Genomic DNA, 14,396 nt, shown 5'->3' with positions numbered 1-14,396 from the left:
ATCGTCCAGCGACAGCAGGGCGATCTCCCGGACCTGGACCACGATCGCCTCCTGTTCCGCTGTGAGCGTCGTGTGCATCGTCTTCGGACGATGGGTCCGGTCTTCCACCTCGGTGCGCCGGCGGCGCCACTTGCGCACCGTCATGCGACTGATGCCGTAGCGCCGGGCCAGTTCCGGGTCGCTGACGCCGGCCGGCGCCTCCTGCAGTTCCTGCCGGATCCGGGGTGTGGTGCGGGCGTTGGAATGGATCGTACTCGCCATGCGGTCAGCCTCCCGTTCGCTCATCGGGCACAATACTCATCCACTCCCGGGCATGAAACAGGGGTGCCTTCTCTCGCGGTATGCAATCAGACGAGACCTGACATTTAGATATTCCGGGTTGTTGCACTTTCCACGTATTGTTCGAGGGTGCAGGTTCGATAGAAATTCGTACTGGCTAACGCGGTTTATTATCGCCTGTTCGAGTCCATAACCCGTCGCTGGTGTACGGTCGAACCATTCGTTTACAACAAGCTCTGTCGAAGCTTTTCTCCATCCGTTCGAGGGCTTGAAATGTTCAATGTGTTTTAAAAAATCGCTGTCCAGTGGCGTTACTGACCGGGAATAGGGAGTTTTCTGTGGCTTGACCTCGGTCAGCCCATAACTCGCACCAGCACCTAAGATGTATAGGGTCTCAATGTCTTTTCTATTTGCTTCCTGCTTCATTGTTAACTATTGAGTCCGTGAACTAATTGAGTAGTAGCTACATATAGCGTTGCGTTGGTGGCATTGGGGGCGCCGATTGCATAGATTTGCCACTTTGAGGGAAGCACTGAGGGCCGCTCCCGCAGGATAAGTGGGCGGTTATGAGGCATCGGGAAGCGGGTCATGTCAGGCGCCAGTGGTCGTTGTCGGTGGTGGCCTGGCCGAGGATTTGGAGGGCGGCGAGGACCTGGGTGATCGACTTGGTGGGTTTGCGCTTGAAGTGGCTGGCCAGGGCTTCCGGGGTTTGGGGGCCGATAGCGAGGAGGCGGCGGACGGCTTCGACCTGGTCTGGCATGGATTTGGGCCATGTGGGCTTTTTGGCCGGTTCGGTCGGGGTGTCGGCGGCGTCCTCGGTTTTGGCTTCCAGTGTGGCGGTGGTCTGGGTGGCTTCGGGGGCCTGGTAGTCGGGGCGCAGCCAGCGGATGTGGCCCTGGGCTTCTTCGGCGGCGCGTTCGGCGTTGAGCGCGACGAGGCGGCTGAGGAGTTCTTCTTCGGCTTCGGCCTGGTCGGCGGGCTTGTCCGGCAGCGGGGTGGTGGCGCCGGGGCGGCCGACGAGGCGGTCGGCGAGGTCGTTCCAGCCGTAGGCGTCGAAGACGGCGCGGTCGAGGTCGTCGTGCAGTTCGCGCAGCAGGGAGACGAGGCCCTGTTCGTGGATGGTGCGTTCCTTGGCGGTCAGCGGTTCTTCGGCGCGCAGTTTTTCCAGCACGTTGTACATGCCGGTGAGGGTGAGGTCCGGGTGTTCGGCCTGGCGCGCCTTGCGGTGGGCGTCGATGCGTTCGGCGAGGCCGCCGATGCTGGTGGCCTGCTGGTCGTCGAGTTCCGGGAAGGGGAAGGTCTCGAAGCAGCGGGTCTTGTTGTAGCGCGGACGGTCTTCCAGGGTCCCGCCCATCGCCAGGGCCCAGGAAACATGAATTCGGCTGGAGAGGACACCCAAGCTTGAAGGCCGGTCGATGGCGATGTTCACCAGCATGTTGTCGGGCAGGATGTCCGCGTCGAGGAACTGGAAGACGCGATGCTTGGTGGTTTCGACGGTGGCGATGTAGCGGGGAAGACCGGCAGCATATGCACGCCATTCAGGACGCGGACGACCGTGTAACCACCAGTTTTCGCGGATACCACGATCACGATTCTGATCGCGTTCGGGCTTCACTCGCTCGGTGAGCCATTGGTAGATCGTCGGATATTCGCGCTTTACTTCTTCGATCTGAAGGCCAAACAGGTCGATGACCATGACACCCCGGGGTGTCTGGGTGAGGTCCCGGCCATTGCGATACTGGCGGATTACGTTATCCAGCCCCGGCCGGGTGCCGAGGCCCAGCATCTTCGCTTCATCGCTGTTCACGATGAAACCAGCGCCGAACAACATCACACCTCGGCTGGTCAGGTCAGCATTCGCCTGTAGAGTGTTGGCACCGGCCACATTCGCGCCCACGGCCAAATTGGCGAATAGTTTGCCCGTTCGGTGAGTGAGCTCCACTGCACGGGCATCGTCATTCGCATCGCGTTCGTTGACGACATGGCGCAGTGTGCCGGACTGGTCTCCGGGTACGCCGACGGTCATTGCGATACGCACGGCGGCGCCGTCGGTACTGTCCACCCAGGGGTGGTCGGGTATGGCGAAGGAGAGCGACAGGGGCTTTTTGGTGTCGTTCAGGTGCGGTTCGAGCACGCGGCGGTTGAAGGTCTGGCGCAGGCTGTTGGTGGTGATGAAGCCGAAGCGTCGGGCCTCGCCCTGGCGCACCTTCTCGGCGGCGATGTGCCACCAGTACATGACGAAGTCGGCGGAGTCCGGGACGATTCCCTTGAAGACGTTGCGCACGGCGTCCACGTAGCCGTCGCCCAGTGCGCGGCGCATGGTGGCGGCGCCGATAAACGGCGGGTTACCAACGATGTAGTCGGCTTCGGGCCATTCGGTGCGGCGCGGGTTGCTGTAGTGGTAGACGGGGGTGCGGCCGGTTTCGTCGGGGATGAGTTCGCCGGTGACGGGGCTTTTCTTGTAGCTGATGCCGTCCCAGATGGTCACGGGCTGGCCGTGGTCGTCGGTCATGGGTTCGCGGCTGTCATATTCGATCAGCGCGTCGCGGCATTCGATGTTGTGGAAGTCGCGCAGGATGGGTTCGGGCAGGCTGAGGCGGCCGTGCAGGCGGTAGTGCCATTGCAGGTAGCCGATCCACAGCACGATCTCGGCGATGGCGGCGGCGCGCGGGTTGATCTCGAGCCCGAGGAACTGGTGCGGGTCGACGGTGAGGCCTTCGGTGTCGAAGGTGGACTGGCCGGCACTCAGGTCGCGGATGAGGTTGAGCACTTCGCCTTCGAGGCGCTTGAGGTGTTCCAGCGCCACGTAGAGGAAGTTGCCCGAGCCGCAGGCGGGGTCGAGCACGCGCACTTCGCACAGCCGGTGGTGGAAGCGGTGCAACTCGTCCAGGGCCTTGTCGGGTTTGTTCTGTTGCAGCCAGGCCTCGGCGGCGACCTGGACGGTGTTCCATTCGGCGCGCAGGGGCTCGATGAGCGTGGGCATGACCAGGCGTTCCACGTAGGCGCGCGGGGTGTAGTGGGCGCCGAGCTTGTGGCGTTCGCGCGGGTCCAGCGCGCGTTCCAGCAGGGTGCCGAAGATGGCGGGTTCGACGAAGCGCCAGTCGGCCTTGCCGGCCTGGATGAGCAGGCCGATCTGGTCGGCGTTGAGCGGGATGGGGTCGACGTTCTGGAACAGGCCGCCGTTGAAGCGCTGCAGCTTGTGCATCAGCTGGCCTTCATAGCCGCCGGTGTTCATCGTCTCCCACAGCGAGCGCATCGCGTCGGGGAAGTGTTCGGGGTTTTGCTGCAGGCGTTCCAGCAGCGTGGTGAAGCTGCCCCTGGGCAGGAGTTCCACGTCTTCGCTGAACATGGTGAACAGGCAGCGCTTGAGGAAGTGGGCGACGCGCTCGACATCAAAGCCCTGTTGTTCCAGGGATTTGGCGAGTTCGGCCAGGCGCGCACTGACCTCGCGGGTGACGCGGGCGGCGTGCTTGCTGGCGTCGAGCTGGTCCGGCGCGAGCCACAGGTGGTGCAGGCGCTGCTGGATCTCGGGGTCGCGCAGGTCTTCCAGGCGGATGCGGTGGCGGCTCGGGTCCGGGTAGGGGACGTAGGTGCCGCCGGAGCGGGAGAATTCGGAGTAGAGCTCCAGGCTGCGGCCGACATCGGTGACCACGATGAACGGCGGGCGGCCTTCGTCTTCCGGCAGGGCGCGCACGTACTGGTCGGCCTGGTTTTGCGCGGCGAGCATGGCCTTGTCCCATCCCTGGGTGTGCAGGCCCTTGCCGGTCTGCTTGGCCTCCAGCACGAAGCAGCCGCGGCGGTAGAGGTCGATGTAGCCGCGGTTTTCGCTGCCGTCCGGATTGCGGATGGTGACGCGGCGTTCGAACACGTAGGCGTTGTCGGCGGTGTCGTCGCTGGCCGGGTCGGGCTGGGGCAGGTCCAGCAGCGCGCACAGCTCGGTGAGGAAGAGCTGGTAGTTGGCGCGCTCGCTGCCGCCGGTGTCGCGCCAGCGGTCGAGGAAGGCCTCGACCTGTTCGGGCGCGGCAATGGCTGCGGCGGGTTCTTCGTCGGCGTGTGCCGGCGCCTCGGCGGTTGCGTCCATCGGCCGTATTTCCTTTGATCTTTCCGGGGAAACGATACCGATTCAGATCGCCGTTGTCCTGTGTCCGGCGCCGGTTCGGCCAACGCCCGATCGGCCAGGGGGCTGGCCTCCTACAAGGGTGGACGGCAGGAGGCCGGCCCTCCGGCCGATTCGCCCGGGTGGATTGTCGGGAGCCCATCGGCCAGAGGGCTGGCCTCCCACGAGCGGGCGGCAAACGGTAGGCCGCGCCGGAACCACCCGCACGTGGCAGAATCCAACCCTCGGTTTCCGACACCTACAGGGAGAGAGACATGCAGCACCGCACCACCCGCTGGATTTTTGGGCTGGCCCTCGTGGCATGCGCCGGCACGGCTGCGGCCAACCCGTATGCAGATCTGCAGGAACGCGAGATCAAGGCGCTTTCCGCAGCCGAGAAGCAGGGCCTGCTCGAGGGTCAGGGTCTGGGCACCGCCCTGCCCGCCGAACTGCATGGCTTCCCGGGCCCGATGCACGTGCTGGAGGTCGTCGATCATCTGGATCTCACGTCGGATCAGCGCGCGGAGACCGAACGGCTGTACGAGGAGATGCGCGCGGAGGCGATCGAGCTGGGCGAACGCATCGTGGAACTCGAGCGCGAGCTGGATGAAGGGTTTGCCTCCCGGGAGATCACCGAAGACCGGATCGAGGCGCTGTCCGTGGAGATCGGCAAGCTGCGCGGCCAGCTCCGTTCCACGCATCTGGCGTATCACCTGAAGATGGATGCGCTGATGGACGAGGACCAGAAGGCGGCCTATGCACGCGCCCGCGGCTACGAAGGCTCCGACGACGAGCATCACCACGGCGGGCATCATGGCCATGATCACGGCCACGGACACCATCACGGCCACTGATACGATACGACCCGGCGCCCGCCGGTTCGGCGTCAGAAGCCGCCTCCTCCGCCGGCGCCTCCCCCGCCTCCGCCACCACCACCGCCGAATCCGCCGCCGAAGCCACCACCGGCCGATCCCGAGCGCGCTCCGGGTGGCGGGGCCGCGGGAGGCGGCATGTACCGGTAGACGCCCCAGGCGGCGAGCAGAGCGAGCGCGACCCAGAAAAGCGCTCCCACCACGATCAGGCCCGCCCCGATCTTGCTCAGTGCGGCCCGATTGCGTGGCAGAACTGCCGCCAGCAGCAGGCACAGCACACCGGGCACCACGAACCACAGGACGGTACCCAGCGCGAACGGCGTGGTGACCCAGGGGGACACGTGCAGGCGTTCATGCCAGACGCCCACGGCCCGCGGCGGTTCGCCTTCGGGGCCGATGGCGGCCGTGGCGATGAGTTCTTCCAGACCGGCGCGCAGGCCTGTCTCAAAGGCCCCGCGGGCGAATTCCGGGAGGACGCGCACGTCCATGATCTGCTGCAGATGGGGGCTCCAGAGGTCGTCGTTCCAGGCGCGGTCGGCCTGAACCCAGGCCTTGCGATCGTCCCGGCTGACCATCAGCAGCATGTCCCGGCCTTCGGTACGCCGGTCGGGGTGCAGCGCCGGGCGCCAGATGGCGAGCCACAACCGGGTAAAACCTTCGATGCCCAGCGAATCGCGGGCCTCGTAGTGCGCCATGGATTCCACCGTCACCACCGCGATGTGGGTCCCGTGGCGGCGCAGTGCCCGCTCCTGCAAATCCTCGACGGCCTCGCGCCCGGAAGCGCTCAACAACTCGGCACGGTCATCGAGAAAGGGCTGCTGCTCCGGCGGATCGGGGATTTCCACCGCAGACGCCGGTGCCGGCACCACCAGCAACAGGGCGAGGAACAGGAACCCGTGAAGGCATGTACGCAGGCTCATGGCCCCATATCTAATATGGCCATGCCATATGGTGGTGTGATGCAGGTCACCCCCGCTCAATGCACGGCATGCCAAAGGGATCCCGAGCCCGGCGTCAGTCCCGGATTCCGATCATTCGGGGGCCGCACCCGGATGATCGATGACGACGCGGTCGCGGCCTTCGCTCTTGGCCCGATAGAGGGCGTTGTCGGCCTTGCAGATGAGTCCGTCGATGTCCCGCTCGCCGTCGCTGATGGCCACGCCGATGCTGACGGTCACGCGGATGGTCTCGCCTTCGTGCTCGATGGCCATCGCGGCCACGGCCCGGCGCAGCCGTTCGGCGATCTCGCAGGCCTCTTCGGCATCGACTCCAGGTAACAGGACCAGGAACTCCTCCCCGCCGAACCGCCCGCTCAGATCCAGCGGCCGCAGGGAATCACGCAGGGTATCGGCCAGGCCATGCAGGACCCGGTCCCCCACCGGGTGCCCCCAGGTATCGTTGACCCGTTTGAAGTGGTCCAGGTCCAGCATCAGCAGGGAGACCGAACTGTCGTTCGCGGCACGGCGGCGCAGTTCGCGTTCGGCCACCTCCAGGAAATACCAGCGGTTGGCGATGCCGGTCAGCGGATCGGTGGACGCAATGCGTTCCAGCCGCTGGTTGGCCTCCTGCAGCGCGGCGGTGCGTTCGGCGACGCGCCGTTCCAGTTCCTCTTCCGCGCGCTTGAGCTCGGTCAGGTCGCGCTGCACGCCCACGTAGTGGGTCACCCGTTTGTGTGCATCGCATACGGGGGCCAGGCTCAGCTGGATCCACAGCGGTTCGCCGTCGCAGCGGTAGTTGCGCACCAGGGTCTGCACGGGCTCCTCGCGCCGCAACGCCCCGCGGACCTCCCGCACGCCCTCCTGCTCGCTCTCGTCATTCTGCAGGAACCGGCAGTTGCGGCCCAGGACCTCTTCACGCGGGTAACCAAAGAGCTTCTCGAAGGTATCGTTCACCCAGATGATCGGGTTATCGCGGCGCCGGGCGTCGGTGATGATGACCGCATCGTTGATGGCCTTCATCGCCCGTTCGAACAACCTGAGCCGCATGCGCTGGGACTCGATCTCGCGCATCAAAAGGCCGACCCCGATGCCGGTGATGGCGGTAACGGCCAGGAATTCCTGCATCGCGAGGATGGCCCCTTCGGGGTCCACGCCGTACATCGGCCAGGATACGTGCACCATCCAGACGATGGCGGTGGCTGCCACCACCGCCACCAGCAGCGCCGCGCCGACCACACCGAATCGCGCCGCGGCCCACAGCACCGGCGGCAGCAACAGCACCAGCGCCAGCGGATGCCCGCCGTCCTCGGCTCGCCCGGTCGTCAGCAGCACCGTGGCCATGGCCGCCAGCAACACCAGCAGGGCACCCGCCTCCAGCACCCGGCCACCGGTCCACCCGCGGAGCAGCTCGCGGTGCTGGCGGATCAGGATGACCAGCAGCGGCGTCAGCAGCAGCAGGCCCAGCGCGTCGCCGAACCACCACATCTGCCAGTGCGCGAAGTAACCGCCCTCCTCGCCCAGCAGCCCGCGATAAACCCCGGCGCCGAACAGGGCGGCCAGCCCGGCCGCCAGCAACGGCCCGAACAGCAGGAAATAGCCGCCCCGGGCGAGGCTGTCGAAGTCGAAGCGCGGACCGGTGAACCAGCGGATGAGCGACGCGGCCAGGAAGACCTCGAACAGGTTCACCATGCCGAAGGACACCGCGGCCCACAGCGGGAAGGTCGGCAGGTCGGCGGCGATCTCCGCCGCCATCACGGCCGGCACCACCCAGGCCCAGCGGCGCACCGGCAGCAACAGCAGGGCCGCCAGCGCCACGGCGTTGGGGGGCCAGATGATGGCTTTTCCATCGGGGGACACGGTCTGCGTCACCCCCAGCCAGGCCCCGGCGAAATAGCCCAGTCCGACCACCGCCATGATGCCCATGCCGATCAACCATTCCGGGCTTGCCCTTGTTACCTTTTGCTCGTCCATGCGATGAATGCCTGACTGGACCATTCAGCGAAAAACGCGGAACTATATCACATTTTGGTTATATACCCTTCCACCCAAACCCCTGCGTTGATGCGGGGCACGGCGAGCGTGCCGTGCCTATACTCGGGCTGAATGCACAGCCCTCCGCAATCCAGGAAGGAGATCAGCATGGCCAGGCGTGGTTACGGGCCGGCGGCCCGATGGCAACCGAACGAACCCTCCCCGAGCGCCGCTAGCGGGGTTGCCGAAGCCCCCTCGGGCCCCGGGTCCCCGCCGCCGGGAGAGGAAAGCCCGGTGGAAGGCCAGCTGGAGTTCGTGAAGATCTCCCCGCTCAAGCGGCTGCCGTTTTTCGGCGAAAAGACCAGCAGCATCGCGGAACTGCGCCAGGCCGGGACGCCAGTGGCCCGCCTGCGCCGCCCTTCGGGCGGGCTCGCGGCCTGGTTCGGCAGGCCGGAGCTGCATTTCGCCACCACGCGCATGCGCCTGGCCGATCCGCCGGACGCGGGGTTCTTCGAGCAGCTGCAGCGCAATGTCGGCTTCTTCGGGATGCCGCAGCGCCAGGAGGTCTGGCGTGCCGGCGCGGGCACGGTCACGCAGATCGAGGAGACCAGCACCGACCGCAAGACGCTCAGCGGGCTGTTCAGCTATCGCGACGATGACTACCAGCTCAACGGCGAACGCACCGACCGGCGCGGGCTGTTCAGCTATACCCTGCGCGACAACCGCGACATGGTCGCCACGCTCCGGCCCAAGCAGGAAACCGGCCTGACCGGCGGCTGGTTCGTCGAGGTCATCCATCCGCGTCCGGTCGGGGCCATCGCCATTGCCTGCCATATGGCCATGTGGCTGGAACAAAGCACCGGCGACTCGAGCGTCGCCGCCGGAGGGGCCGCAGGAGGCGGTGGTGGCGGTGGTGGCGGCTGCTGACCCCGCGCCGATCAGCCGGTCGCCCTGTTCGGAAACCGCTCCGGGTGCTCAATGATCTCCTGCGTCAGGTCGACATCAATATCGGGCCAGTAGAAATGTCCCGGGGATGGTTCTTCGACATTCACGATGGCCCTGACCGGCTGGTCACGGAACCAGGGGAATTCGTCGTAGGGCATGAACAGTTCCTGGCCTCGCACGAGCAGCCAGAGACCATGCCCCGAAATGTTCGTGACCTCAACTTCCGAAATAGCGTTGCCATGCGCTGACAAGCTCATGATGGTGCTCCTCGATCAGCCACTCGATCTCTTTCAGCTGCGCCCGGTTGTATCGCCATGACTGCGCCAGCTGTAGTTCCGGTTCCAGCCAGAATTTTGCTTCGCCCTCCGCCGAAACCACATGGACGTGCTTGCGCGTTTCTTCTCGCGAGAAGAAAAAGAATCGATACCCCTTCTCTCTGAATACGGTTGGACTCATCGTTGGTATCAGACCTGGCTTCGAGGGTAGCAGTATAGTCGAGACACGTCCCTTTCAGCCGCGGCGCACGGAGGCCTGGTGGAGTTCGTCACGGGCGATGCCGACGAAGTCCTGCATGAAGGCGAGGCCTTCGTCTTCGCGGCGGATGGCCAGGCGCAGGGTGCTCCACAGGCCATCGGGGCCCATGCGCAGACGCGAGATGGCGGAACGCCCTGGGCCACGCGAGCCGGTGCCCGCGCCCTGCATCTGCGCCTCCAGTTCCGGCAGGGCCCATTCCGGTAGCGAGGCCACGCCGCGCCCGCTGGCGACCAGCTGCAGCAGCATGGCCGTCACCTCGGTGGTGCGTCGGGGCAACGAGATGCCCGCCGGGTGCAGGAAGTGCCGGCAGATATCCAGGCGCTCCTCCTCCACCGGGTAGGTGATCAGGGTCTCGCCCTGGAGGTCGGCGGGCTCCACGTAGCTGGCCCCCTCCAGACGATGCCCGCGCGGCACGATCAGCAGGTTCTCGTACTCCAGCAGGTCCAGCGCGATCAGCTCCGGGTCTTCCACCGGATCGGGCGATACCGCCGCATCGACCTCGCGTTCGCGCAGGGCATTCAGGGCATCGAAGCCATGGCTCAGGCTCAGGTCCAGCTCCACCTCGGGCCAGTGTTCGCGGAAGGCCGCCAGCGAAGGCATCAGCCACTGGAAGCAGCTGTGGCATTCCAGCGCGAGGTACAGCCGCCCGCCGCGGCCGTCGCGGATGCGGGCGATGTCGCGCTCGGCCGCGGCCACCTCCGGCAGCACGCGCTCGGCCGCCTGCAGCAGGCGCGTTCCGGCCGGTGACAGGCGCACCGGCGTACTGCGCCGTTCGAACAGCACCACGTCCATGCGCTCTTCCAGCTGCCGCAGCTGATGCGACAGCGCCGACTGGGTGACGCACAGCGACTCGGCCGCCGCCGTCACGCTGCCCAGGCGCACGATCTCGTGCAGTGCCCGCAAATGCCGGATCTCCAGCATGCCGCCCTCCCTCATGAGTCCGATTCACATACTACGTGACAAAAACTTGTTTTACTCATGCGTGGACAGAGTGGAAACTAAGCCTCGTGCTCACCCGCCGTGGTGCCTTCATCGAGGCCCCGGGGCGGCAGAGCCTGCCACGCGGCTGACATGCTGCTGTATCTGCGTGACATCTCCGTTGGACCGGCACGTCGGGGTGGTGTCCCGACACGCCGCGGGAAGGGAGTCCCCCGCCGCATCGACGCTTTTTCTTGGCTGGGTGTCGATGCGGCTTTTTTGTGCGCGCTCTCCCCCCGGCACCGCTGCCCCGTGGGAGCGCAGCCCTCTGCGCGATCCGGCGCCGGGGCTGGCCCGATCGGCCATAGGGCTGGCCTCCTACGGTCGGGGGAGGTCTCGTAGGAGCGCAGCCCTCTGCGCGATCCGGCGCCGGGGCTGGCCCGATCGGCCAGAGGGCTGGCCTCCTGCGGCCGGGGGGGTCTCGTAGGAGCGCAGCCCTCTGCGCGATCCGGCGTTTCTATTCGGGGCCGGGCTGGCCGGTGAGGCGGCGGTAGAGGGCGAAGCCGGCGTCGCGATCCGCGCTGCGCAAGATGGCGGATCGGCCCGGGGTTGAGGGATCGGGCTTCAGGTCGACGCCGGCGTCTTCGGCGGCGCGAAAATCGGCATCGGTCAGTTCGACCTCGCCGAAGACCGAGATGATGTAGCCACCGGGGATCGGCGGGGGTGGCGTGAACGACTCGCCGTCCGCCAGCGCGACCCAGGCCGGGATGAAGGCCGGGCCGTAGAAGTCGAAGAAGCCGTTGGAGCCGCGCAGATGGGCCTCGATCGGCCGCCCGCCGATCAGCTCGATGTTGCAGATGCCGCTGTAGCCGACCAGGTTGCGCCGCACCCAGTCGGCGATCCACGGTTCCACCTCGGGCACGGCGGCACCCACCTCCCAGTAGATCGGGCGCGCGGCGTCCTTTTCGTCCGAGCCGCGGGTGTGGGCGAACCAGCGCACCTCGCCGTTCTCCACCAGGCAGTCGGTGCTGGTGTGGGCTCCCTCCAGGCGCTGGCACCAGAAACTGCCGGGCTCGGCCGGCACCTCGCCAGCGGACAGGGCGCGGGCATCCAGCCCCATGCCGGCGAGGTTGGTGATCGGCTTCACGAACACAGTGTCCGCCGCGTCCAGCCCCAGGTCCGTGGGCGCGACCCCGCAGGGCGCGGCGGTCAGGCCCGCATCCAGGGCCAGGCGCAGCTTGTCGTAGACGTGTCGATGCCCGGGGTTCAGGCGCCAGGCGGCCGCGTCCGACACCGCCACCTCGCGCCGCGGCTCGGGCCGGAAGATGTGCCGGCGCTCGGGGAGGACGCCAACGAACGGCAAGGTCAGCCCGCCTCCGGCAGGCGTTGTCCGTGCCCGGCGTGCAGGCGTTCCACCTCGCACAGCAGCGACTTGAATGCGGGGAAGCCGCTGATCGGGTCGAGGTTGCGGTCGTCGGTCAGCTCGTTGATGTTGGCGTGGTTCCAGCCGTGCTGGCAGTGCGCCACGCCGGGCTTGATGCGGTCGGTGACCTTCGCCACGAAGGCGACCCGCCCGCGCGGCGAGCGCACCTCCACGGTGTCGCCATCGGCGATGCCGCGCGCCGCGGCGTCCTGCGGGTGCAGCTCGACCAGCGGCTCGGGCATCGCCCGGCGCATGCGCTCCAGGTACTGGTGCTGCGAGTGGGTGGCGTGCTTGTGGCGCGCGCCGCTGGTCAGCACCAGCGGATAGTCGCGCGCCAGCTCCGGCGTGGACAGCGGACTCTCGGCCGGCTCGCGCCAGAGCGGCAGGCCGTCGTGCCCGGCCTCGCGCAGCTCGGCGGCGTCGAATTCCACCTTGCCGCTGACCGTGCGGAAGCCGTGCAGCCGGTACTGGCGGTCACCCTCCTCGAAGCCGTGCTCGACCAGATCATCCAGCGCCTTCGCGAACACGGTCACGCCGTCCGGGTCGTTGTACACCTGCTCTCGGATGGTCTCGGGGATGCCGTCGGCGGCCTCGGCCCAACTGGCCTCCAGGTCGCCGTTCCAGAACTGCTCCGCCATCCCGAGGCGCACGCCCAGCTCGAGGAACACCTCGGCGTCGGCGCGTGCCTCGCCGCGCGGGGCCACCGCCTGATGCCGGTAACGCAGCTCGCCACGGAAGTTGCAGCCGGGATAGGCGATCAGCGCCGGGCGCTCGAGGCTGGTGGCGGCCGGCAGCACGATGTCCGCCATATGCGTGGCCGGGTTGTGGAAGAAGTCCGACACGGCGAAGAAATCCAGCGCGCCCAGCGCCTGTTCCATGCGCTTCGAGTTCGGCCACATCGCGGTGTTGATACCCATCGCCAGCAGCGAGCGCACCTGCTGCGGCCGGCCGTCGAGGATCGCGTCCGGCAGCAGCATGCTCTGCGCCGCCGGCCAGTGCGCCGTCCACACCGGGAAGGTCTCGTCGCCGATGCGCGGCGGTAGGTTTTCCTTGCAGTGGTCGAACAGGTCGATCGGCTTCGGCGTGACCTTGTCGTTGAAGAAGCGGTTGCCGCCCTCGCGGTCGATATTGCCGGTGACCGCCGCCAGCAGGGTCACCGCGCGGTGATTCTGGAAGCCGTTGGAGTGCTGCACGGTGGCGGTGGGCGAGAGCATGATCTGCGCCGGGCTACGGGTCGCGTAGAGCTCGGCGGCGCGCTGCAGGTCGGCCTCCTCGATGCCGCAGATCGCCGCCACCCGCTCCGGCGGGAATTCGGCCACGTATTCGCGGAACGCCTCCACCCCGTTGCCCCATTCGTCGAGGAAGGCCTGGTCCTGCCAGCCGTTCTCGAAGATCAGGTGGTGCATGCCCAGCGCCAGCGCCCCGTCGGTGCCCGGACGGATCTGCAGGTGCACCTCGGCCTGCTCCGCCAGCGGCGTCACCCGCGGGTCGACCACCACGGTGGCGCAGCCGGGGCGCGCCGCGGCCAGCGCATGCTGATGGAACAGCGGGATGGAGCCGCGCGGGTTGGTCGACCACACCAGCAGGCAGCGGGTCGCATCCGAGGCCACGGTGGAGGAGGTCTTGATCTTGGTGCCGAAGGTCACTTCCTCCGCCACCTTGGTGGAGGAGAAGCAGCAACCGCTCTCGGTCAGGTAATTGGGCGAGCCGAAGGCATGCGCCAGGCGCTGCAGCTGCGGCCGAGCCTCCTTGGTGTAGCCGGCGAAGAAGGCGGCCGCCGGGGCGCCGTGCTCCTCGCGGGTCGCGCGCAGGCGCTCGGCGATGGTGTCCAGTGCCTCGTCCCAGGAGATGCGCTCGAACTCGCCGCTGCCGCGCGGTCCGGTGCGCCGCAGCGGGTACAGCAGGCGTTCCGGGTGGTTGCGGCGATCCAGCTGGACGTAACAGCGCGGACAGTCAGGGCCGTCGATCTTCACCGGCTCGCCGGCGTTGTCCAGGGTCACGTCGATCGCGCAGTTGGCGTCGCATTCATAGCAGGTGCTTTTCACGGTCGCCATGGGGTCGGCTTACCTCGCGCGGACATTCGGTCGATGTATCCCGATTATGCGCACGGAGCCCGCCGCCCTCGAACAACGTCATGCGCCCCGGGGCATTGCCCCCGCGTAGGAGGCCAGCCCCCTGGCCGATCCAGCGTCGAACATGATCGGCCGGAGGGCCGGCCTCCTACGGGCGGGTTACCGGGATTCGTCGTCGGGATCGGGGAAATCGAATTCCCAGTCATCCTCGTCCTTTTCCGAGGCCTGCGGGATTTCCGCCTCGTCGGAGGAATCGTCGAACGCCGGTTCTTCGTCCGAGCCGGGTTCCGGCTCGGGTTCCGGCTCGGGTTCCGGCTCGGGTTCCGGCTCGGGTTCCGGCTCGGGTTC

Annotated in this window: 11 protein-coding genes and 1 pseudogene; 2 read left to right on the top strand and 10 right to left on the bottom strand. The window is 67.1% G+C overall.

The annotated features are described in order from the left end of the window. Positions 1–261, bottom strand: a 261-nt coding sequence (locus F573_RS14285; RefSeq protein ID WP_155986646.1) for a helix-turn-helix domain-containing protein, incomplete at its 3' end; no start/stop codon positions are given. Between the two features lie 604 nt (positions 262–865). Continuing rightward, complete coding sequence (locus tag F573_RS0112490) at positions 866–4,360, bottom strand: DNA methyltransferase (RefSeq protein WP_019022857.1); 3,495 nt, start codon at positions 4,358–4,360, stop codon at positions 866–868. A gap of 290 nt (positions 4,361–4,650) precedes the next feature. On the opposite strand from F573_RS0112490, the gene F573_RS0112485 reads away from it, so the two are divergent. Then, entirely contained in the window at positions 4,651–5,229 is a 579-nt protein-coding gene (locus F573_RS0112485; protein WP_019022856.1) for a Spy/CpxP family protein refolding chaperone, read from the top strand. Between the two features lie 32 nt (positions 5,230–5,261). Here the strand turns inward: F573_RS0112485 and F573_RS0112480 are convergent, their stop codons facing one another. Both F573_RS0112480 and F573_RS0112475 read right to left on the bottom strand, forming a co-directional pair. Then, entirely contained in the window at positions 5,262–6,167 is a 906-nt protein-coding gene (locus F573_RS0112480) for a YgcG family protein (RefSeq protein ID WP_019022855.1), read from the bottom strand. A 111-nt stretch (positions 6,168–6,278) separates the two neighbouring features. Continuing rightward, complete coding sequence (locus F573_RS0112475; RefSeq protein ID WP_026300916.1) at positions 6,279–8,156, bottom strand: sensor domain-containing diguanylate cyclase; 1,878 nt, start codon at positions 8,154–8,156, stop codon at positions 6,279–6,281. A 294-nt stretch (positions 8,157–8,450) separates the two neighbouring features. On the opposite strand from F573_RS0112475, the gene F573_RS0112470 reads away from it, so the two are divergent. Next, entirely contained in the window at positions 8,451–9,083 is a 633-nt protein-coding gene (locus tag F573_RS0112470; RefSeq protein WP_019022853.1) for a hypothetical protein, read from the top strand. 11 nt (positions 9,084–9,094) lie between these two features. Here F573_RS0112470 and F573_RS14925 read toward each other — a convergent pair whose 3' ends face one another. From F573_RS14925 to F573_RS15440, 6 genes and pseudogenes are all read right to left on the bottom strand, one after another. Next, on the bottom strand, positions 9,095–9,358 hold the full coding sequence (locus F573_RS14925) for a DUF2442 domain-containing protein (protein WP_081617446.1): 264 nt from the start codon (positions 9,356–9,358) through the stop codon (positions 9,095–9,097). After that, entirely contained in the window at positions 9,318–9,557 is a 240-nt protein-coding gene (locus F573_RS14920) for a DUF4160 domain-containing protein (RefSeq protein WP_018947922.1), read from the bottom strand. The genes F573_RS14925 and F573_RS14920 overlap by 41 nt, the downstream gene beginning before the upstream one ends. Before the next feature lie 54 nt (positions 9,558–9,611). Beyond that, positions 9,612–10,556 (bottom strand): LysR family transcriptional regulator, encoded by a 945-nt coding sequence (locus F573_RS0112455; RefSeq protein WP_019022852.1) that lies wholly within the window; start codon positions 10,554–10,556, stop codon positions 9,612–9,614. A gap of 514 nt (positions 10,557–11,070) precedes the next feature. Next, on the bottom strand, positions 11,071–11,916 hold the full coding sequence (locus F573_RS0112450; RefSeq protein ID WP_019022851.1) for a hypothetical protein: 846 nt from the start codon (positions 11,914–11,916) through the stop codon (positions 11,071–11,073). 2 nt (positions 11,917–11,918) lie between these two features. Continuing rightward, positions 11,919–14,030, bottom strand: a complete 2,112-nt coding sequence (locus F573_RS0112445) for a molybdopterin-dependent oxidoreductase (protein ID WP_019022850.1) — start codon at positions 14,028–14,030, stop codon at positions 11,919–11,921. Between the two features lie 177 nt (positions 14,031–14,207). Continuing rightward, positions 14,208–14,396 (bottom strand): annotated as a pseudogene (locus tag F573_RS15440) (hypothetical protein); the annotation flags it as partial.

It is taken from the genome of Thioalkalivibrio sp. ALE23 (genome assembly GCF_000378545.1).
In the GTDB taxonomy this organism is placed as follows: Bacteria; Pseudomonadota; Gammaproteobacteria; order Ectothiorhodospirales; family Ectothiorhodospiraceae; genus Thioalkalivibrio.
Note: the sequence above shows the minus strand (reverse complement) of the source record. Positions and strands in the feature narration are given on the sequence as shown.

Coding starts and splice junctions, on each gene's coding strand:
- F573_RS0112490 (WP_019022857.1), bottom strand. CDS start 4,360: ATGGACGCAACCGCCGAGGCGCCGGCACACGCCGACGAAGAACCCGCC.
- F573_RS0112485 (WP_019022856.1), top strand. CDS start 4,651: ATGCAGCACCGCACCACCCGCTGGATTTTTGGGCTGGCCCTCGTGGCA.
- F573_RS0112480 (WP_019022855.1), bottom strand. CDS start 6,167: ATGAGCCTGCGTACATGCCTTCACGGGTTCCTGTTCCTCGCCCTGTTG.
- F573_RS0112475 (WP_026300916.1), bottom strand. CDS start 8,156: ATGGACGAGCAAAAGGTAACAAGGGCAAGCCCGGAATGGTTGATCGGC.
- F573_RS14925 (WP_081617446.1), bottom strand. CDS start 9,358: ATGAGCTTGTCAGCGCATGGCAACGCTATTTCGGAAGTTGAGGTCACG.
- F573_RS14920 (WP_018947922.1), bottom strand. CDS start 9,557: ATGAGTCCAACCGTATTCAGAGAGAAGGGGTATCGATTCTTTTTCTTC.
- F573_RS0112455 (WP_019022852.1), bottom strand. CDS start 10,556: ATGCTGGAGATCCGGCATTTGCGGGCACTGCACGAGATCGTGCGCCTG.
- F573_RS0112445 (WP_019022850.1), bottom strand. CDS start 14,030: ATGGCGACCGTGAAAAGCACCTGCTATGAATGCGACGCCAACTGCGCG.